This window comes from Pseudomonas nitroreducens TX1, from assembly GCF_000313755.1.
Taxonomy (GTDB): Bacteria; Pseudomonadota; Gammaproteobacteria; order Pseudomonadales; family Pseudomonadaceae; genus Pseudomonas; species Pseudomonas nitroreducens_A.
Genome location: NZ_AMZB01000117.1, coordinates 51,952 through 69,215, shown reverse-complemented (window position 1 = coordinate 69,215; position 17,264 = coordinate 51,952). Strand labels below are relative to the sequence as shown.

General features: G+C 63.7%; 19 protein-coding genes. 7 read left to right on the top strand and 12 right to left on the bottom strand.

The features are described from left to right. Position 1 precedes the first annotated feature (1 nt). Entirely contained in the window at positions 2 to 946 is a 945-nt protein-coding gene (locus C167_RS0116650; protein ID WP_017519422.1) for a DMT family transporter, read from the bottom strand. 83 nt (positions 947 to 1,029) lie between these two features. Between C167_RS0116650 and C167_RS0116645 the strand changes: the two genes are divergently transcribed. Further along, positions 1,030 to 2,454 carry a PLP-dependent aminotransferase family protein gene (locus C167_RS0116645; RefSeq protein WP_017519421.1) on the top strand — a complete coding sequence of 475 codons (1,425 nt, stop codon included), beginning with the start codon at positions 1,030 to 1,032 and terminating at the stop codon, positions 2,452 to 2,454. A gap of 96 nt (positions 2,455 to 2,550) precedes the next feature. Here the strand turns inward: C167_RS0116645 and C167_RS0116640 are convergent, their stop codons facing one another. From C167_RS0116640 to C167_RS0116620, 5 genes are all read right to left on the bottom strand, one after another. Continuing rightward, on the bottom strand, positions 2,551 to 2,973 hold the full coding sequence (locus C167_RS0116640; protein WP_017519420.1) for an organic hydroperoxide resistance protein: 423 nt from the start codon (positions 2,971 to 2,973) through the stop codon (positions 2,551 to 2,553). A 12-nt stretch (positions 2,974 to 2,985) separates the two neighbouring features. Then, positions 2,986 to 3,759, bottom strand: coding sequence for a DNA-binding domain-containing protein (locus tag C167_RS0116635; protein WP_017519419.1), 774 nt, complete (start codon positions 3,757 to 3,759; stop codon positions 2,986 to 2,988). Further along, a complete protein-coding gene (locus C167_RS0116630) occupies positions 3,752 to 4,597 on the bottom strand; it encodes a DUF692 domain-containing protein (RefSeq protein ID WP_017519418.1) in 846 nt (281 codons plus the stop codon). The genes C167_RS0116635 and C167_RS0116630 overlap by 8 nt, the downstream gene beginning before the upstream one ends. Before the next feature lie 60 nt (positions 4,598 to 4,657). After that, positions 4,658 to 5,176 carry a hypothetical protein gene (locus tag C167_RS0116625; RefSeq protein ID WP_017519417.1) on the bottom strand — a complete coding sequence of 173 codons (519 nt, stop codon included), beginning with the start codon at positions 5,174 to 5,176 and terminating at the stop codon, positions 4,658 to 4,660. Positions 5,177 to 5,563: 387 nt separating this feature from the next. Beyond that, positions 5,564 to 5,941: a RidA family protein gene (locus C167_RS0116620; RefSeq protein ID WP_017519416.1), complete on the bottom strand. Its 378-nt coding sequence runs from the start codon at positions 5,939 to 5,941 to the stop codon at positions 5,564 to 5,566. Between the two features lie 461 nt (positions 5,942 to 6,402). Here C167_RS0116620 and C167_RS0116610 point away from each other — a divergent pair, with 461 nt between their 5' ends. The 5 genes from C167_RS0116610 to C167_RS0116590 all read left to right on the top strand — a co-directional run bounded on the left by C167_RS0116610 (position 6,403) and on the right by C167_RS0116590 (position 12,574). Next, positions 6,403 to 7,731, top strand: a complete 1,329-nt coding sequence (locus C167_RS0116610) for an OprD family porin (protein WP_017519414.1) — start codon at positions 6,403 to 6,405, stop codon at positions 7,729 to 7,731. 363 nt (positions 7,732 to 8,094) lie between these two features. After that, positions 8,095 to 8,439, top strand: a complete 345-nt coding sequence (locus C167_RS0116605; RefSeq protein ID WP_017519413.1) for a hypothetical protein — start codon at positions 8,095 to 8,097, stop codon at positions 8,437 to 8,439. A 183-nt stretch (positions 8,440 to 8,622) separates the two neighbouring features. Further along, positions 8,623 to 10,293, top strand: coding sequence for a sensor domain-containing diguanylate cyclase (locus C167_RS0116600; RefSeq protein ID WP_017519412.1), 1,671 nt, complete (start codon positions 8,623 to 8,625; stop codon positions 10,291 to 10,293). Between the two features lie 396 nt (positions 10,294 to 10,689). Then, a complete protein-coding gene (locus C167_RS0116595) occupies positions 10,690 to 11,493 on the top strand; it encodes a gamma-glutamyl-gamma-aminobutyrate hydrolase family protein (RefSeq protein WP_017519411.1) in 804 nt (267 codons plus the stop codon). Between the two features lie 307 nt (positions 11,494 to 11,800). Continuing rightward, positions 11,801 to 12,574 carry an SDR family NAD(P)-dependent oxidoreductase gene (locus C167_RS0116590; RefSeq protein ID WP_017519410.1) on the top strand — a complete coding sequence of 258 codons (774 nt, stop codon included), beginning with the start codon at positions 11,801 to 11,803 and terminating at the stop codon, positions 12,572 to 12,574. Positions 12,575 to 12,626: 52 nt separating this feature from the next. Here C167_RS0116590 and C167_RS0116585 read toward each other — a convergent pair whose 3' ends face one another. The 6 genes from C167_RS0116585 to C167_RS0116560 all read right to left on the bottom strand — a co-directional run bounded on the left by C167_RS0116585 (position 12,627) and on the right by C167_RS0116560 (position 16,417). Then, the gene (locus C167_RS0116585; RefSeq protein ID WP_017519409.1) at positions 12,627 to 13,880 is read right to left on the bottom strand and encodes an RNA polymerase sigma factor; all 1,254 of its coding nucleotides are present in this window, start codon (positions 13,878 to 13,880) and stop codon (positions 12,627 to 12,629) included. Positions 13,881 to 14,041: 161 nt separating this feature from the next. Next, on the bottom strand, positions 14,042 to 14,479 hold the full coding sequence (locus C167_RS0116580) for a YybH family protein (RefSeq protein WP_017519408.1): 438 nt from the start codon (positions 14,477 to 14,479) through the stop codon (positions 14,042 to 14,044). A gap of 34 nt (positions 14,480 to 14,513) precedes the next feature. Further along, a complete protein-coding gene (locus C167_RS0116575) occupies positions 14,514 to 15,299 on the bottom strand; it encodes a DUF899 domain-containing protein (protein WP_017519407.1) in 786 nt (261 codons plus the stop codon). Then, positions 15,296 to 15,448 (bottom strand): hypothetical protein, encoded by a 153-nt coding sequence (locus C167_RS34525; RefSeq protein WP_017519406.1) that lies wholly within the window; start codon positions 15,446 to 15,448, stop codon positions 15,296 to 15,298. The genes C167_RS0116575 and C167_RS34525 overlap by 4 nt, the downstream gene beginning before the upstream one ends. Before the next feature lie 29 nt (positions 15,449 to 15,477). Further along, entirely contained in the window at positions 15,478 to 16,008 is a 531-nt protein-coding gene (locus C167_RS0116565; protein ID WP_017519405.1) for an SRPBCC family protein, read from the bottom strand. A gap of 40 nt (positions 16,009 to 16,048) precedes the next feature. Beyond that, complete coding sequence (locus C167_RS0116560) at positions 16,049 to 16,417, bottom strand: YciI family protein (RefSeq protein WP_017519404.1); 369 nt, start codon at positions 16,415 to 16,417, stop codon at positions 16,049 to 16,051. 254 nt (positions 16,418 to 16,671) lie between these two features. Between C167_RS0116560 and C167_RS0116555 the strand changes: the two genes are divergently transcribed. After that, the gene (locus C167_RS0116555) at positions 16,672 to 17,217 is read left to right on the top strand and encodes a fimbrial protein (protein WP_017519403.1); all 546 of its coding nucleotides are present in this window, start codon (positions 16,672 to 16,674) and stop codon (positions 17,215 to 17,217) included. Positions 17,218 to 17,264: the final 47 nt, after the last annotated feature.

The following is a 17,264-nucleotide window of genomic DNA, read 5'->3' as shown; positions in this document are numbered from 1 at the left end:
CTCACCCTTTCTCCGCCATCAGCTTTTCCAGCGGAACCTTGGTGATCGCGAATCCCACCAACAACAACACCGAGTACAGGGCCAACTCGGGCGAAATCACCTGCCCCTCGTACCAGGAGCCGATGACCACGGCGAACACGGGGAAGATGATGAAGACGAAGGAAAGGACAATTGGACTCAGGCGTTTGAGTAGTATGAAATAAACGATGAAGCCACCGACCGACGCGCAAATCCCCAGGTAGATCAGCGCCCACCAGGAGCGCGTCGCTATGGCGGAGAAATCAGGCTCCTCCACCACCAGCCCGCATATGAACAATAGGAAACCCGCGATACCGATCGGCAATGCGTTGTAAGTGATGACGCTGATTTCCGCGCCCTTCTTCTTGGTGAATACATAACACAGGGCATGCATTAGCGCTGCCGCCAGAATTGCCAGCACACCCAGGAACTCCGCATGATCGACCCGCACACCCTGTGCCTGAAGGATCATGTAAAGACTGCCAAAACCAATGGCGATACCCACGACTTGCGAGATATAGATTCTTTCTTTCAGGAATACGGCGGAAAAAGCCAGGATAAAGACCGGCATACAACTGAAGAGCAGCGCAGTCAGACCTGAGGAAACATGGGTTTCTCCGTAATTGAGCAAGTAATATGGCGCGCTGAAATAGAACAGCGTGACGAATACGAAGAAGCCTTGAGTGCCGCGCGGGAAGAATATCGGGTCCCGGCGAATCAGCGCGAAAGCGAGAAACAAGGGAAATGCAATCAGGAAACGCAATCCCGATGCCGTCAGTGGTGGAATACTCTCGACCGCTATCTTGATTCCCAGCCAGGTCGTTCCCCAGCTCAGACACACGCAAATGAAGAGCAGCCCGGTCAACAGCCCGCCTAGCAAGGGTTTTCTGATTTTATCGATGCCTTCTGCGGTCGATGTCGTCGACATGGTGTCATTCCCTCGATAGCGCGTTATTGTTTTTATCCAATATCTGATTGAACCCATTAATTCGAGGCTATTTGAGGGATAAAATGGCTGTCAAACTTTATATTGACATAGTATCAATTCTGAAGGACGCACTTGAGAGCTCATCGGGAGCAAAGTATCAGCGATTGTCCGTCGCCCTCGAAAAGAGCATTCTCGACGGCACTCTGAATGCCGGAAGCAAGCTACCTCCCCATCGAGTTCTTGCCGACAAGCTGGGCGTGACCATTGGCACGGTTAGCCGTGCTTACGCGGAACTCGAACGTATGGGACTGATAGTAGCGAGAGTAGGAGATGGAACTTTCGTGCACCAGCGAGGCTTGGAAACCAAGCGTAAATCCGGCTTTAAGAACTTTATTGATAGCACGCCTGATTTATTCGACATGAGTCGGAACATGAATATTCCAGGAGCCGAAATTCCTCTATTGGAAAAAAGTCTTACGGATCTCTCCTGCGACAAACGGAAACTTCATGAGCTAATGCTTTACATGCCTGACACTGGACTCCCAAGATTCAGACAAGCAGGTGCGCAATGGCTATCCAATGGGGAATTCCGGGCTGAGGCGGAGCAGGTGCTGTGCGTGAACGGTGGTCAGCATGGGCTGATGTGCACGCTGTCATCCCTGCTGAAGGCGGGAGACACCGTGGTGACCGAGCAACTTACCTACCCGGGTCTCATCAGCGCCTCACGTCTGCTCGGTATCAAACTGCTGGGTGTGGCGATGGACCAGGAGGGGATTCTGCCCGAGGCCCTGGATGATATCTGCCGGCAGCATCGAGTGGCCGCACTCTATTGCACACCCACGTTGCAGAATCCAACGACCTCTGTTCTCTCCGAACCGCGGAGGGCAACCCTCGCCGAGGTCTGTCGAAAGTACAACCTGCTCATCCTGGAAGACGAGACCCACGCGGTACTGCTGGAGAACCGACCGCTGCCGCTCAGCCATCACGCGCCCGAACGCAGTGTACTGATTGGCGGCCTTAGCAAGGGTGTATCGGCCGGGCTCCGGGTTGGGTATGTGCACGTCCCGGCTCCGCTGGTCGGACAGATTGCGGCGGCGGTGCGTGCCTCCTGCTGGATGGCGACACCGCTGGCGATGGAACTGGCCACACAATGGATTGAGGATGGTACGGCGACCCAGTTGCTGCGCCAACAGGCCGCCGAGATTCGCCGGCGCAAAGCACTGGTGGAAGCCAGCTTGCGGGGGCTGAGCTATCGCACGCATTCGCACTGCCCACACTTCTGGATCGAGGTTCCCGAGCCCTGGCGGGCATCGGACGTCGAGGCGGAGATGAAGCTGATGAACTACTTGATTTCCACGGCGGAAGCCTTCGCCGTGGGACGTACCGCCGTGCCGCATTACGTTCGCGCCAGCATCAGCAATACGGTGCAGGACGATGTGCTGCTGTGCGCCGGCTTCACGGCACTGGCCGGCTTGCTGGGCCAGGAGGCGGTGGCCGGCAGGCTTTAGTTTCCCATGCCGGGCAAGTTCGCTCCTACGAACAGCACAGAGCAAAAAACCGCGCACCGATGAAGGTGCGCGGGCCGGGTTGTGGATAAAGATCGATCAGGGAATCACAAACCCCACCTCGATGTTCCCGCGAGTCGCCTTGGAATACGGGCAGATCTGATGCGCCTCATCGACCAGCTTCGCCTTGTCCTCGGCCTCCAGCCCCGGCAGGTGCACGGTGAGCTGAGCGGCCAGGGCGAAGCCGCCATCGACAGTGTTGCCCAGTGAAACTTGCGCATCCACCGCCACATCGGCCGGCAGGCGCACGTTCAGCTTCTGCCCGGCGCGGCGCAGGGCGCCGATGAAGCAGGCGGACCAGCCGATGGCAAACAGCTGCTCGGGATTGGTGCCGGGGCGGCCGGAGCCGGGCGGGCTCAGCGGCAGGTCCAGTTCACCATCGGTGGTCCGGCCGCGGCCATCGCGGCCTCCGGTGGTACGGGTGTGTGCGGTGTAGATCACGGTTGCCAGGGTGTCGGTCATGACGCTTCTCCTTCAGGGACGATGCAGAGGGGGACGACGTGGAGTGGTGCAGTTGGGCCGGGTGCCGAGCACCACGCCCTGTTCCTTCAGGCTGCGCAGCAGGGCGATGCCCTGCCCTTGGATCGCGGCCTGTTCGACGCCGGCGATTTCCGCCAGCGCCTTGAGGTGTTGGCGACCGGTGAGCTGCCACTGTTGCAGTGACACCAGCAGGGCATGGGCCAGCGGGGCCAGGCGTGCGAAGTACACCTTCAGGTCGGCATCCCGGCGCGCCAGCAGCAGTGTCGGTTCGGCCGGTGCCTGCAGCGGAATGTGCCGGGGCCCGATATGGCTGACCGGCCAGGTATAGGCCAGCGGAACGGCAAGGCCGGAAATCAACGGCACGCCATCGAGCAAATCACCGTCCGGGTCGTGGGCCGGTTCCGTGCTATCGCTGAGCAGTAGCGCGGTCTCGATGAATTCGTAGTGCGCCAGTTCCGCCACCCAGCCGGGTAGGTCGACAAGGCCTTCCAGGTAGTCGACGAACTCGCCGGCAACCTCGGTGAACAGCGGCGTCTGGCAGTGGTAGCCGGCGTAGAAGTCTTTGGTCAGTGCCTGCCACTGCTCGTCCGGCAGACTGGCGTGCAGCACCGGGAAGTTTCCGGCAAGCAGCGACTGCAGGTTGCCGAAGAACAGTTGCCGATACACCGCCAGGCGCTGCGCCGCGATACCGGGCGGCGGCTCGTTGGACTGCGGGTCGCGGATGTAGCGGGTCATCCGCAACTGCTGTTCGCGCAAGGACTCAGGCATGACGCACCTCCGCTTGGCGCGCGGCCGCCTGCAGGTTGCGGATGGTGTCCACTTCGCCGAGCAGTTCGGCCAGCGGCGGCAGGTTGAAGTCGCGCTCCAGCAGGGTCGGCACCGTACCCAGGTGGCGGTAGGCGCTGGCCAGCAGGCTCCAGACGTCGTCCTTCACGGCGGCGCCATGGGTGTCGATCTTCAGGTCTGGCGCTTCGTCGTAGTGGCCGGCGACGTGCAGGCAAGCGACCCGCTCGGCCGGCACGCGAGCCAGGAATCCGGCGGCATCGTAGCCATGGTTGTGGGCATTGACGTAGAGGTTGTTGACGTCCAGCAGCAGGTCGCAGTCGGCTTCGGCGAGCACGGCGCTCAGGAAATCGATTTCACTCAGCGCCTGATAGGGCGCGGCGTAGTAGGAGATGTTTTCCACGGCGATGCGACGGCCGAGGACGTCCTGCACTTCACGGATGCGGCTGGCGATGTGGTGCACGGCCTCGTCGGTGAAGGGCATGGGAATCAGGTCGTAGAGATGGCCTTCGTCGGAGCAGTAGCTCAGATGCTCGCTGAACAGCGGCACCCTGTGCTGATCGAGGAACTCGCGGATGCGGCCGAGGAATACGTGGTCCAGCGGCTCTGGTCCGCCCAGGGACAGCGACAGCCCATGGCAGGACAACGGGAAGCGTTCGGCCAGGCGGGCCAGGCCCTCGCCGTAGGAGCCGCCGACACCGATCCAGTTGTCCGGCGCGACTTCGAGGAAATCGACGGCGCGCTCATCCACGCTCAGCAGGTCGGTCAGCATGGCGCGGCGCAGTCCGAGGCCGGCGCCTTGCAGCGAGGTGGTAGTCGTCATGGCAGTCTCCTTGGCGAAGTGCCCTCCCCGGCCGATGGCGCGGGGAGGTGTCGGCGTGGCTCAGTTCTTGGCCTGGCTCAGCTTGCTGTACAGATCGGACGGGAACGGCTTGCCGTTGGAGTCGAACTGGTTCTTGCGGAACTGGTAGACCTCGGCTTCGGAGAGGTAGCCGTCGTGGTTGGCGTCGATGGCATCGAACTCCGCGCCTGCCTTGGGCGCCACGGCCAGCAGTTCGGCGCGCGAGACGCGGCCGTCGTGGTCGGCGTCGGTACGGGCGAAGGACGCATCGCCGCACTTGCCTTCACCGCACTTGCCCTCGGCGCCGGTGGCCTTGGCCTGGGCGCCATCGGCACCGCACTTGCCTTCGCCGCATTTGCCTTCGCCCTGGGCGGCCTTGGCCTTGGCCTCGTTGGCGCCGCACTTGCCTTCCCCACATTTGCCCTCCCCGGCCTTGGCGGCGGAAGCCAGTTGGTATCCCTGGGGCAGGGCTTCGACAGCGAAGGCGGAGGACGCCAGGTTCAGGCCGCCGGCCAGGGCGACAGCGAGCAGGCCGAGCTGGGTTTTCGAGGTACGAGTCATGGTGCTTCTCCAGATGCTGTGACGCTGGGTGCGCCGGGTCATGCCGCAAGGGCGAATCCCTGGAACGATGCTCTGGAGGGTTTTCCCTGCCGTCGCGTTGTGTCGTTCGGGTAGGGCTATTTCGCCTGGGCGATGTATCGCGGGCGTATCGGCGGCGGGAGGCTTTTGTATGCGTGTGTCCGCTCAGGGAGCGGCAGATACAAAGGAATACATTCAGCGGGGGGAGTAAGAGCGGGGCTGGGGCGGTTCGCGAGCAAGCTCGCTTACGAAAGCGGCATGGCACGGACCTGTAGGAGCGAGCTTGCTCGCGAACCCACGGATGACCATGCCGCAGAGGTGCGTAAAAAAGAAAGGGCCGCAAAGCGGCCCTTTCCAGAAACAGGAAGATCAGCTCGCGCGCTTGGCCGCGATGGCGGTGACTTCCACTTTCATCCCTTCGACGGCCAGCTCGGCGATACCGACGGCGGCACGCACCGGGTAGGGCTTGGCGAAGAAGCGGCAGTACACCTCGTTGAACGCGGCGCGGTCGGCCATGCTGGTCAGGTAGATGGTCAGGTGCAGGACGTGGTCCAGACCGCTGCCGGCCTTTTCCAGGGCCAGCTGCAGGCTGCGCAGGGTGGCTTCGCTCTGGGCCTTGATGTCGCCCAGTTCCAGGCTGCCGTCCTCCAGGGTGGGGATCTGCGTGGACACCAGCAGGCCGCCGAAGCCGGCGACGTCGGAGGAGATGGATTCGGGGTCCGCGTCGGGGATGAAGGTAGGCGTCATGGGACAAATCTCTGCTGTCAGTGAATGGGGCACGTCGCCGCACCAGGTGCGGCGGCCGGGTCGCGCAGCTTAGCCGCATCGCCGGGCCGCGCGCCATGTCACCGTGCCCGCAGCCCCCGGAAACAGTGACATTGTTTATATACGCGGAACTTCCGAATGCGTTATGTCAACTCGACAAAAGTCCCGATTATTACAGTTTTAGACATAGACCTTTTCATAATCCGTGATTTAAACGGCGAACTCTTTCGGCATTATGACGTCGGCTTTGCGTATCCAAGCCCGCGTCTGGAGCAATACGCGGGGGAATACAAAGTCAGTTAACTGCAACAATGCCAACGCAACTTCCTGCGACTTTCCGCCGTGGTCAATCCATGTTCGGATTCATTGTGCCTGCCTATAAAAACGTCCGGTTCTCACGCACTTCATCGAGCCGGTCCTCCAAGACTCTAGGGGCAATATCCATGAAGCACCTCAAACGCAGCGCTATCGTCCTCGCTGTTTCCGCCGCCGCCAGCCAGTTCGCCGGCGCCGAACCCTTCGTCACCGATCAGGCCGATGCCAAGGGCTTCGTCGAGGACGCCAAGCTCGACGTCCTGCTGCGCAACCAGTACTACGATCACGACGGCAAGAACGGCGCGGCCGACAACCGCGACTGGACCCAGGGCTTCCTGGCGAACTTCTCCTCGGGCTACACCCAGGGCACCGTCGGTTTCGGCGTGGACGCCTTCGGTTATCTGGGCATCAAGCTCGACGCCGGCCGTGGCCGCGCCGGCACCGGCAACCTGCCGGTCGGCAACGACGGCAAGCCGGATGATGACTACGGCAAGGCCGGTGGCGCGCTGAAAGTGCGTATCTCCAAAACCGAGCTGAAATTCGGCGACATGCAGCCGACCGCTCCGGTGTTCGCCGCCGGCGGCACCCGCCTGATCCCGCAGACTGCCTCGGGCTTCAACCTGCTGAGCAGCGAAATCGACGGCCTGGACCTGGAAGCCGGTCACTTCACCTCCGGCACCAGCCCGGTCACCACCGCCCGCGACGGCGGACTGTGGGCGGCTTATGCCGTCGTGGAAACCAGCGACGTCGATTTCCTCGGCGGCAAGTACGCGATCAACGACAACCTCAGCGTTTCGCTGTACGGCTCCGAGTTCAAGGACATCTGGCGCCAGTACTACGGCAACCTGAACTGGGTGCTGCCGGTCGCCAACGACCAGTCGCTGGCCTTCGACTTCAACATCTACCGCACCAACGACGAAGGCCAGGCCAAGGCCGGCGAGATCAGCAACACCACCTGGTCGCTCGCCGCGGCCTACTCCTTCCTGCAGGCGCACACCGTCACCCTGGCCTACCAGAAGGTCCACGGCGATACCCCGTTCGACTATGTCGGCTTCGGCGACGACGGCGCTGGCGCCACCGGTGACTCGGTGTTCCTCGCCAACTCCGTGCAGTACTCCGACTTCAACGGTCCGGGGGAGCGCTCCTGGCAGGTCCGCTACGACCTGGCGATGGACACCTACGGCGTACCGGGCCTGAGCTTCATGGCCCGCTACATCAACGGTACCGGTATCGACGGCAGCCACGCCGACGCGGATGGCGCCTACGTCGGTCTGTACGGCGAAGACGGCAGCCACCACGAGACCGACCTGGAAGCCAAGTACGTCATCCAGCAAGGCCCGGCGAAGGACTTGTCCTTCCGCATGCGCCAAGCCTTCCACCGCGCCAACGCGGACCAGGGTGAAGCGGACAACAACGAACTGCGCCTGATCGTCGAATACCCGCTGTCGATCCTGTAATCCAGGCGGATATTCGCCGGGCAATAACTCGGGGCAACTTTCGGATTTATCTGAATGTTTGCCCCGTGTTCCCGAGAGATTATTACGCCACGGCAGAAAGTCTCTTCCCGGATTAACGGTTTATTTCGAAGAGCCAACTTTCTAGAATCAGCTCATCTTCCCGCTTCCGCATTTCCCTGCGGAAGACAACTCCTGACGTTGATATTGTGATTGCTCCTTCGACGTCCTTCGAGCCGCTCCCCTGGAGCGGCTTTTTTTATGTCCCGCATCGGCCAATTGAACAAAGAGTGAGCGAACCGGGGAGCGAAGCGGTCCAAACTCTGACGGCGCGGTATCAGCCCGCGAACGGAGGAGGACAGCATCATGAGCGCATTGACACTCGAAGGCTGGTGCAAGCTCACCGCGGATCAGCAACCCATCCCGGTGACCGATATCCACTTCTATCTCACCGACGACGACCGCCTGCACCTGGAACAGGCCGAGGTGTACCTGCAGGAAAACCACCAGGAGGAAATGATGGTCGACGCCGACCTCGCTACCCTCGACCTGCACATGCCCGACAGCGTCGGGCCACTGGCGGACTGCATGTTCCGCGTGTACCTGGGCGGCGCAGAGCACCGCGGCCAGTTCCATCTGGTCGGACACCGCGCCAGCGACGGCTGCCTGTTCTACACCAACGCCGTGCTGATCGACCAATTGATCAACTGACCCTTGCGCGCCTGCGCTACCGCAGGCGCCGCCCTTCTTCTGCACGCTCGTCGTCCATGTCGTGGAGGGACATTGTGGCGCCCCGAAGGCCGTGATCTCATAGGGCCATCTGCGTCCGCATGCCGCAGCGCCCCGCGCCCCGCCATGCCCAAGCCCATCCTCCGTTGAAGAAGCTGCTATCGGATGCGAACTTCCAGTAATCCTGCGGTAAAGGAGCACGGGCGATATGACGGCCTGCTGCGTCTCGCCCAGCATGCAGGCGGCGACTGCGCCGTCCTGCTCATCGACATGCGTGGCCAGTTGCTCGGCCAGCTCGGCATAGACGGTGCGGCAGCCCTTTCCCTGGCCACCCTGCTGGCCCTCGATGCCGCCGCCAGTCCGCTCAGCCATCAGGGCCGACTGCTGAACCTGCTGGCCAGCCGGGTGCTGCGCGACCCGCAAGGCTTTCCCCAGGCGCGACTGGCGCTGCTCGGCGACAGCGACGAGGCACTGAGCGACGACCAGCAAAGGCTGTTGACCGACGTAGTGGAGCTGGGCGAAGCGCTGCTGGACCGCGACCGCGTACCGCAGAAGGAGGACGAGCAGCGCATGGCCCTGGCGGTGGACGGCAGCGGCACCGGCATCTGGGACCGCCATGTGCCCACCGGGCAGATCCACTACTCCACCGCCTGGAAGTCCCTGCTGGGCTACACCGAGGACGAAATCGGCAGCTGCATCGAGGACGCCTACACCCGCGTGCATCCCGAAGACCTCGAGTATGTGCAGAACACCATGCGCGACCATTTCGAGGGCCGCACCGAGGCCTACGAGGTCGAGCACCGCCTGCGGCACAAGGACGGCCGTTACCTCTGGGTGTGCAGCCGCGGCAAAGTGGTCGAGCGCGACGCCGCGGGCAATGCCCTGCGCATGCTCGGCACTACCACCGACATCAGCGCCCTGCGCGGCATGGCCGAGAAGCTGCGCGAAAGCGTGGAACTGCTCACCGACCTGACCAACGAAATCCCCGGCATGGTCTTCCAGTTCCGCCGCCTCCCCGACGGCACCGGTACCTTCCCCTATGTCAGCGCAGGCGTGATGGACATCTATGGCGTGCCCGCCGAACAGATGCGCCACCGATCCGTGCTCCTGCGCGACCTGATCCACCCCGATGACCTTCCGGCCTGCCTCGCCTCGCTGGAAGCCTCCGCCGCCCACCTGCAACCCTGGCGGCACGAATACCGCGTGCAGATCGCCGGCCGCGGCACACTCTGGCGCCAGGGCAACGCGCACCCCAAGCGCCTGCCGGACGGCGGCCTGATCTGGCACGGCTTCATCACTGACATCACCGAACGCAAGCGCATCGAGGCGGAGCTTCAGGTACTGGCCACCACCGACTTCCTCACCCAGTTGCCCAACCGCGGCCATTTCATGCGCCTGATCGAGGCGGAGCTCGGCCGCGTGCAACGCTCGAGCAACCGCCACGCAGCGATCCTGATGTGCGACATCGACCACTTCAAGGCGATCAACGACCGCTGGGGTCACGCCGTCGGCGACGAGGCGCTGCGCCATTTCGCCTGCATCCTGGGCCGCGACATCCGCCGCGTGGATTTCGCCGGGCGCATGGGCGGCGAGGAGTTTGCCGTGGTACTGGGCGGCGTCGATGTCGCTGCCGCGAAGATTTTCGCGCAACGGCTGCAGCAGCAATTGCTGGAGCAACCCTTGATGCAGGACGGACAACGCATCCCGCTGAGCATCAGCATCGGCATCGCCGCCCTGGAAGCCCACGACATCTCCGCCGAGGCCGCGCTTTCGCGCAGCGACAGCGCGCTCTACCGGGCCAAGCAGAACGGCCGGAACCGTATCGAGTGCCATTGAGCGTGCCGTTCGAGGCAAAACCGCGAGGCAGAGCGCGCCGCTTGCACCGTCGTTGCCGATCCCGAACACCCGCCATGAAAAAGCGTGCAGAATTTTTCACCATTATGATCCGGCGTTTTAAATAATGGACTTTTAATCACGTCGGGGAATTTATAAAAACACTTTAAAAACAATAAGATAAATGAATTGTAAGACAGGATTTCGACCATTATTTTTGACGCTCGCCGTCGAATTCGTTTGACATATTTAACGGCTCTGGCAGGCTGGTAGGCAGGTTTCGACCGGGAAACTTCGCCTTCTGTGCGCTCCCGGCAGTGCTCGGAACCTCAGGTAGCGCGCCTTTCCGCTGCGCGCCTGCACAAAAACGATGGGCTGCAGCCCGTCCAAAGGTGACATATGTCCAACAGCAACATTGGCAACAAGAAACAGACTCTCCGTAAACCCGTCGTCCTGATGTCCATGGGCAGCCAAGAGCGCAAAGGCCACGACTATCAGGTCATGACCCACAAATACATCGTGCCCCTGGTCGAACAGTCCGATTGCGTGCCGGTACTGGTACCGACCTGCTGCGGCATCGAAGACCTCGAGCAATACCTGGACATGGCCGACGGCGTGTACCTGACCGGTGCCGGCAGCAACATCGATCCGACCCTGTATGGCCAGGAGAACGAAACTCCCGGCAAGGGCCAGGACAAGGACCGCGACAACTTCGACATCCCGCTGATCAAGGCCGCCATCGCGCGTGGCCTGCCGATCTTCGGTATCTGCCGCGGCATGCAGGAAATCAACGTGGCCCTGGGCGGCGACATTTACCAGAAGGTCTACGCCGAGCCCGGCTTCAATGACCATCGCGAGAACCCCGAAGACCCGGTCGACGTGCAGTACAGCCAGGTCCACGGCGTTCGTCCGGTTTCGGGCAGCTGGCTGCAGCAGCTGCTGGGCGATGAGATTCGCGTCAACTCGCTGCATGGCCAGGGCCTGAAGAACCTGGGCAAGGGCATTGAAGCCATCGCCCACGCCGAGGACGGCCTGGTCGAGGCCATCCACGCTCCGACGCTTTCGCCCTTCCTCTTCGCGGTGCAGTGGCACCCGGAATGGCAAGCCGCGAAGAACCCCGATTCGGTGAAGATCTTCCAGGCGTTCGGCGATGCTTGCCGTGCCCAGGTGAAGAAGAAGCAGGCCCGCGCACTCGCCGCCTGATTTGCTTCCCGCGTCATGAAAAGCCCGGCACTTGTGCCGGGCTTTTTCTTGATTGCCCCTGCCCCCCCCGCTATCGATGGGTGTCGCTTCGCTCCACGCCATCCTACGGTGGACTTCCGCCGGTAACTTCGGAGCACCAGCGTAGGATGGCGTGGAGCCTGAGATGCCCATCGCCAAGCGCACCCGGAACATCGGCCAAGCCCGGCTCGTCATTCGCGCGGCGAATGGCGCACCCTGCACGCCCTTGAGGGTGCATCCGGCTAACCTTGGCGGTCAGCGATTTCGCTCCGTCGACACAGGTGCAGCCATGAGCAACGACCTATTTTCCCTCGCCGGCAAGACCGTCCTGGTCACTGGCGCCTCCAGCGGCATCGGCGCGCATCTCGCGCGCGCAGCCGCCCGTGCCGGCGCCCGGGTAGTCCTGGCGGCACGTCGCACCGAACGACTGGCACAGCTCGCCCAAAGCATTCAAGCCGAGGGCGGCGAAGCCCATGCCGTGGCGCTGGATGTGACCGACCGCGCCAGCGTCGAAGCGGCCTTCGACAGCGCCGAGGCAGAGTTCGGCGTGGTCGAGGTAGTGCTCAACAACGCCGGCATCGGCAACGGCCAGCGCGCGCTGGAGGTCAGCGAGGAAGACTGGCGCGCCATGCTCTCCACCAACCTCGACGGAGTCTGGCGCGTCGCCCAGTGCGCGGCGCAACGCCTGGCCAGGGCCGGGCGCGGTGGCAGCATCGTCAATATCGCTTCGATCCTCGGCCTGCGAGTGGGCGGCGGCTACAGCCACTACTGCGCGGCCAAGGCCGGTGTGGTGCAGCTGAGCAAATCCCTGGCGCTGGAACTGGCGCGCTTCAACGTGCGGGTCAATGCCATCGCGCCGGGCTACTTCCGGACCGAAATGAACGACGCCTACTTCGACAGCGACAAGGGCCAGGCCTACATCCGCGACACGGTGCCGATGCGCCGCCTGGGCCAGTTGCAGGAGCTGGAAGGTCCTTTCCTCCTGCTGGCCAGCGACGCCGGCGCCTTCATGACCGGCGCGGTGCTCGCCGTCGATGGCGGACACCTGGTGAGCAGCCTGTAGAGCGAACCTGCCGCGCCGCCCGGCAGCAACGACTGATCGATGGGTATGCCGGTCAGCACTGGAGTTCGCGCAGCCGCTGCTCAAGAAAGCGCCGCTCCGGCTCCAGCTTCGCCAGCTGCAGCGCGCGCCCGTAGGCCGTGCGAGCATCCGCATGGCGCCCCAGCCGCCGGCAGAAGTCCGCGCGGGCGGCATGCGCCAGGTGGTAGTCCTGCAGATCGCCACGGGCGAGGATGGCGTCCACCTGCGCCAGCCCGACTTTCGGTCCGTCGCGCATGGCCAGTGCCACGGCGCGGTTGAGCTCGATCACCGGCGAGGGCTGCATCGCCAGCAGCAGGTCATAGAGGCCGACGATCTCCGCCCAGTCGGTGCTGGCCATGTCGGCTGCGGCGGCGTGCACGGCGGAAATGGCCGCCTGCAGGGTGTACGGGCCGACTCGTCGGGTTGCGAGCGCAGCGCTGATCAGTTGCTGTCCCTCGGCGATCAGCTGTCGGTTCCAGCGTGAGCGGTCCTGGTCCTCCAGCAATACCAGTTCGCCGTCCTCGGCGGTGCGCGCCTCGCGCCGCGATTCGTGCAGCAGCATCAACGCCAGCAAGCCCATCACTTCGGGCTCCGGCAGCAACTCCAGCAATTGCCGGCCCAGGCGGATGGCCTCGGCGGACAGATAGGTGCGGGTCAGCGAGTCGCCCGCCGAGGCGGAATAGCCCTCGTTGAACACCAGGTAGATGACCCGCAGCACGCTGGCCAGGCGCTCCGGCAGCTCGGCGGCTTCCGGTACCTGGTAGGGAATCCGCGCATCGCGGATCTTCGCCTTGGCGCGGACGATGCGCTGGGCGATGGTCGAGGGCGTGGCGAGGTAGGCCCGGGCGATTTCCTCAGTCTTCAGGTCGCAGACCTCGCGCAGGGTCAGCGGCACCTGCGCGTCCGCCGGCAGCGCCGGGTGACAGCAGGTGAAGATCAGCCGCAAGCGGTCGTCCTCGACGCTTTCGTCGGCCTGCTCCTCCACTGATTGCGCATCGATCTCCAGTTGCGCGGCGATCTGCGTCAGCGAGGCGTCGAAACGCGAGCGCCGGCGCAGGCCGTCGATGGCCTTGAAGCGCCCGGCGGAGACCAGCCAGGCACGAGGGTTGGCCGGCACGCCGTCGCGTCGCCACTGGTCCACGGCGGCGACGAAGGCTTCGTGCAGGGCCTCCTCGGCCAGGTTGAAATCCCCCAGCAGGCGGATCAGCGTGGCCAGTACCCGGCGCGATTCACGGCGGTAGACGTCGTCCATCACATCGCGCAGGGGCTGGGCGGCGTACTCGTGCATGGGCCGAAGGTCCTTGGCGTGGGTGAGGTCTGCCTATCCTGCACGCATTTCCTCCAAGGTGGGAGGTGGTCGGACGGATGCGACGGGCGATCATTGCGGGGTGCTGCGTTGGGGCAAGGGGCTTTCGTAGGAGCGAGGTCCAGACCCGGTCCCGGTCGTGGTCAGGGCTTGGCATCGAACAGCAGCTGCCCCGTCGCCGGATCGAAGGGGATGGAGAAGTGCTCGTGGGCGATCTTCCAGCGCCCGGCCTCGCGGCGCAGGCCGACCGACACGCGTGCCCAGGAAGCGTTGTGCTGGCCCTTGTCGTCGGTGCCGCCGCAGTAGGCGAGGTAGTGCCCGTACGCGGTGTCGCCGCCGCATTCGAAGCTCATCTGGTGGATGTCGAAGGTTGGCTCCCGGCACATCTGCGTACAGTCGCGCCAATGGCTGGCGTAGGCCTCGATACCCTTGAACTGCAATTGCTTCACCGCGTCGAAGGCGAGGATGTCGCGGGTGTAATGGCGGGTGATGCCCTCGACGTCCGAGGCCCGCACGGCGTTCAGCCAGCTTTCCAGCACGGCGTGCAGCTCGCCGTGGTCCGCATTCTTGTCGCCAGTCATGGGATTTGCTCCTGTTCGAGGTTCAGGAACCGCATCAACTGCGCGGCTGCGGGGCGTCGTCGTATTCGTCGTGGAAGCGCGTCCAGTTCATGCCCTTGCCCTGGTAGTCGGGCATGCCGCCCCAGCCTTCGCCGCGCCCCAGCGGGGTGAGGTCGAGCAGGTGGTAAGTGAACAGCGGCGCCTCAAGCCCCCGGCCGTAGGTCGAGTAGCTGTGGTAGACCTGATCGCCGTCGCGCAGGAACACGCTCATGCCCGGCTGCTCGCCGCGCACGTGGTAGTCCTGGCCGAGACGTTCCAGCTCTGCCTTGTCACGATAGTTGTATTCCACCGGGGCGACGGCCTCATCGACGCTGACGTGGAAGTCGTAATTGAAGTCGCTGCCGAATGACGAATACCAGGGGAACTGCCAGCCCATGCGGGTGCGGAACGGTGCGATCTCCTCCAGCGGTGCGCGGGATACCATGGCGAAGGTAGTGCCACGCGCATGCAGGTGCTCCAGCCGGCCGAGGTTGTCGACCAGGTAGGAGCAGCCCTCGCAACCCAGCCCCGTGTCGCGGTGGAACATGAAGTGGTAGACGATCAGCTGCGGCCGGTCCTCGAACAGGTCGAGCAGGCGCAACGGGCCGTGCGGGCCCTCGAAGCGGTAGTCCTTGTCGATGCGCACCACCGGTAGCTCGCGGCGCTGGGCATTGAGCGCGTCGCGGGCGTGGGTCGCAGCCTTTTCCTGCTCCAGCAGGCGAATGCGCGCTTGTCGCCAGGCAGCCTGGGAAACGACCCGGGGCATCGCTGGGAAGGAAGAATGTTGGTTGGCCGGTTTCATGGCGCACGCTCCTGGGAAGGCTCCCGTTGCTCGTGTGATCGGGCGCGGCGCTTGCCGCGCAGGCGGGTGACGGCGAAGGCACTGAAGCCGCCGGCGGAAAGAACGCTGGTCAGCGCCAGCGTCAGGGTCGAAACGCACAGGGGGCACATGGCTCACCTCCTTCGGGTCACAGGTTGCATCAGCCCTTTTCGGCGAGCGCCTTGAGGTTGGCCAGGCCCGCCTCGAAGTCCTTGCCGACCATGCGGTCCACGTCGAAGAACAGGTGCATGATCTTCGCCACGAAGGGCACCGGGCCGAACATCGCCCAGGTCACCTCGGTGCCGCCATCGCGCGGCACCAGGGTGAATTCGGCGGTGTTGCTGGCCGTGAACGGTTTGCGGAAGTCCAGCGCGATGGTCACGCGGCTACCGGGATCGATTTCGAGGATTTCCATCCGCCCTGCCCCGGCCTTGCCGTTGCCTTCCCAGGCGTAGACCGCGCCTCGGCCCTTGTCGGTACCGGAAAAATTGCGCTGCATCTGCGGGTCGAGCTTCTCGAAGGGCGACCATTGCGCCCACAGGTGGAAGTCTTCGATATAACCCTGCACCTTCTCAGGCGGCGCCTGGATGCGCGCGGTGCGCTCCACCCGGAAGGTGCCCGGGCGATTCGCCGCCAGCACCAGGACCACCGCCACAGCCAGTACCATCACCAACGCAATCCACTTGAGCATCACATCCTCCTGACGTTGCCATCACTTGAACAGCCGGGCCTCAGCGCCCGGCAAAGTAGCGGTCCCAGTCGCGCACCGGGCGGACTTCCACCGCGCCCAGGCGACCGCTGGGAATCCCCTGTGCAATCTGCAGTGCCTCGTTGAGGTCACGCGCATCGATGAGTACGAAGCCGCCCAGATACTCGCGCGTCTCGGCGAAGGGCCCGTCGGTAATCGACAACCCCGCCGCTCCATGCCGCAAGGTGGTCGCGGTCTCTACCGTCTCCAGCGCCTCGGAGGCGAGCACTCTGCCAGCCCGGCGCTGGTATTCGTCGTTGGCGAAGCACTCGTCCATCAGACGCCGGTATTCGGGCCCGGACAGGCTCGACAGGCGCTGGTCATCCACATAGATCAGGCACAGGTACTTCATGGTCGTCTCCGGGCGCTATGGGTTTGCGGTTACCTCATAGTCGAAGCGCGCAGCCAGGAATCGACACACTGGGAGACGTTTTTCCGCACAGCGCCATCGGCACTCTCAACGCGCCGCTCTGCCTCGCACCTGGGCGCCGCTGGTCGGGACGACAGCAGCCTAGGAAAACACTTTCAGATTCGTCTCAGATATTTAGGAAAGCTCTGAAAGCAAGATGGACATGGCAAAACACCCTGACCATGGAGCTCAAGAGAATGAAACTTCACGTAACCGCCCTCGCTGTCGCAGCCGCCTTCGCTGTGCCGGGCCTTGCCTTCGCCGCCAACACCATCAACTTCAGTGGCGAAGTGACCGACCAGACCTGCTCGGCCGTGGTCGACGGCAACACCGACCCGACCGTGATCCTCGACAGCGTTCCGGTCAGCGCCCTGAACGGCAGCGTCGGCCAGACCACCGGCGAGACCAGCTTTACCCTCCAACTGACCGGCTGCGCCGCGCCCAGCGGTGCCGACGAGCACTTCACCACCCTGTTCCAGGCCACCAACGCCACCGCGTCGGGCAACCTGACCAACACCGCCACCAGCGGTGCCACCGGCGTTGCCCTGCAACTGCTCGACGGCCCCGCCGGTACTCCGGTGAACCTGGCTGGCGGCGCAGCGGTGGAGGCCGGCGACATCGTCCTCGCCGATGGTGAAACCAGCGCCAGCTACGACTATGCCGTGCAGTACATCTCCGAAGCCGCCACCGTGACCCCCGGCCCGGTACTCGGCTCGGTGACCTACACCCTGCGCTACGAGTGATACCCCGCGGCACCGTCCCCCCGGTGCCGCTTCCCCGCATTGCGCCG

Excerpts from the sequence above, each read along its gene's own strand:
- C167_RS0116640 (WP_017519420.1), bottom strand. The coding sequence starts at position 2,973 with ATGACCGACACCCTGGCAACCGTGATCTACACCGCACACACCCGTACC.
- C167_RS0116620 (WP_017519416.1), bottom strand. The coding sequence starts at position 5,941 with ATGACGCCTACCTTCATCCCCGACGCGGACCCCGAATCCATCTCCTCC.
- C167_RS0116625 (WP_017519417.1), bottom strand. The coding sequence starts at position 5,176 with ATGACTCGTACCTCGAAAACCCAGCTCGGCCTGCTCGCTGTCGCCCTG.
- C167_RS34525 (WP_017519406.1), bottom strand. The coding sequence starts at position 15,448 with ATGTGCCCCCTGTGCGTTTCGACCCTGACGCTGGCGCTGACCAGCGTT.
- C167_RS0116590 (WP_017519410.1), top strand. The coding sequence starts at position 11,801 with ATGAGCAACGACCTATTTTCCCTCGCCGGCAAGACCGTCCTGGTCACT.
- C167_RS0116635 (WP_017519419.1), bottom strand. The coding sequence starts at position 3,759 with ATGCCTGAGTCCTTGCGCGAACAGCAGTTGCGGATGACCCGCTACATC.
- C167_RS0116560 (WP_017519404.1), bottom strand. The coding sequence starts at position 16,417 with ATGAAGTACCTGTGCCTGATCTATGTGGATGACCAGCGCCTGTCGAGC.
- C167_RS0116585 (WP_017519409.1), bottom strand. The coding sequence starts at position 13,880 with ATGCACGAGTACGCCGCCCAGCCCCTGCGCGATGTGATGGACGACGTC.
- C167_RS0116630 (WP_017519418.1), bottom strand. The coding sequence starts at position 4,597 with ATGACGACTACCACCTCGCTGCAAGGCGCCGGCCTCGGACTGCGCCGC.
- C167_RS0116605 (WP_017519413.1), top strand. The coding sequence starts at position 8,095 with ATGAGCGCATTGACACTCGAAGGCTGGTGCAAGCTCACCGCGGATCAG.
- C167_RS0116600 (WP_017519412.1), top strand. The coding sequence starts at position 8,623 with ATGCGAACTTCCAGTAATCCTGCGGTAAAGGAGCACGGGCGATATGAC.
- C167_RS0116580 (WP_017519408.1), bottom strand. The coding sequence starts at position 14,479 with ATGACTGGCGACAAGAATGCGGACCACGGCGAGCTGCACGCCGTGCTG.
- C167_RS0116650 (WP_017519422.1), bottom strand. The coding sequence starts at position 946 with ATGTCGACGACATCGACCGCAGAAGGCATCGATAAAATCAGAAAACCC.
- C167_RS0116565 (WP_017519405.1), bottom strand. The coding sequence starts at position 16,008 with ATGCTCAAGTGGATTGCGTTGGTGATGGTACTGGCTGTGGCGGTGGTC.
- C167_RS0116595 (WP_017519411.1), top strand. The coding sequence starts at position 10,690 with ATGTCCAACAGCAACATTGGCAACAAGAAACAGACTCTCCGTAAACCC.
- C167_RS0116645 (WP_017519421.1), top strand. The coding sequence starts at position 1,030 with ATGGCTGTCAAACTTTATATTGACATAGTATCAATTCTGAAGGACGCA.
- C167_RS0116575 (WP_017519407.1), bottom strand. The coding sequence starts at position 15,299 with ATGAAACCGGCCAACCAACATTCTTCCTTCCCAGCGATGCCCCGGGTC.
- C167_RS0116555 (WP_017519403.1), top strand. The coding sequence starts at position 16,672 with ATGAAACTTCACGTAACCGCCCTCGCTGTCGCAGCCGCCTTCGCTGTG.
- C167_RS0116610 (WP_017519414.1), top strand. The coding sequence starts at position 6,403 with ATGAAGCACCTCAAACGCAGCGCTATCGTCCTCGCTGTTTCCGCCGCC.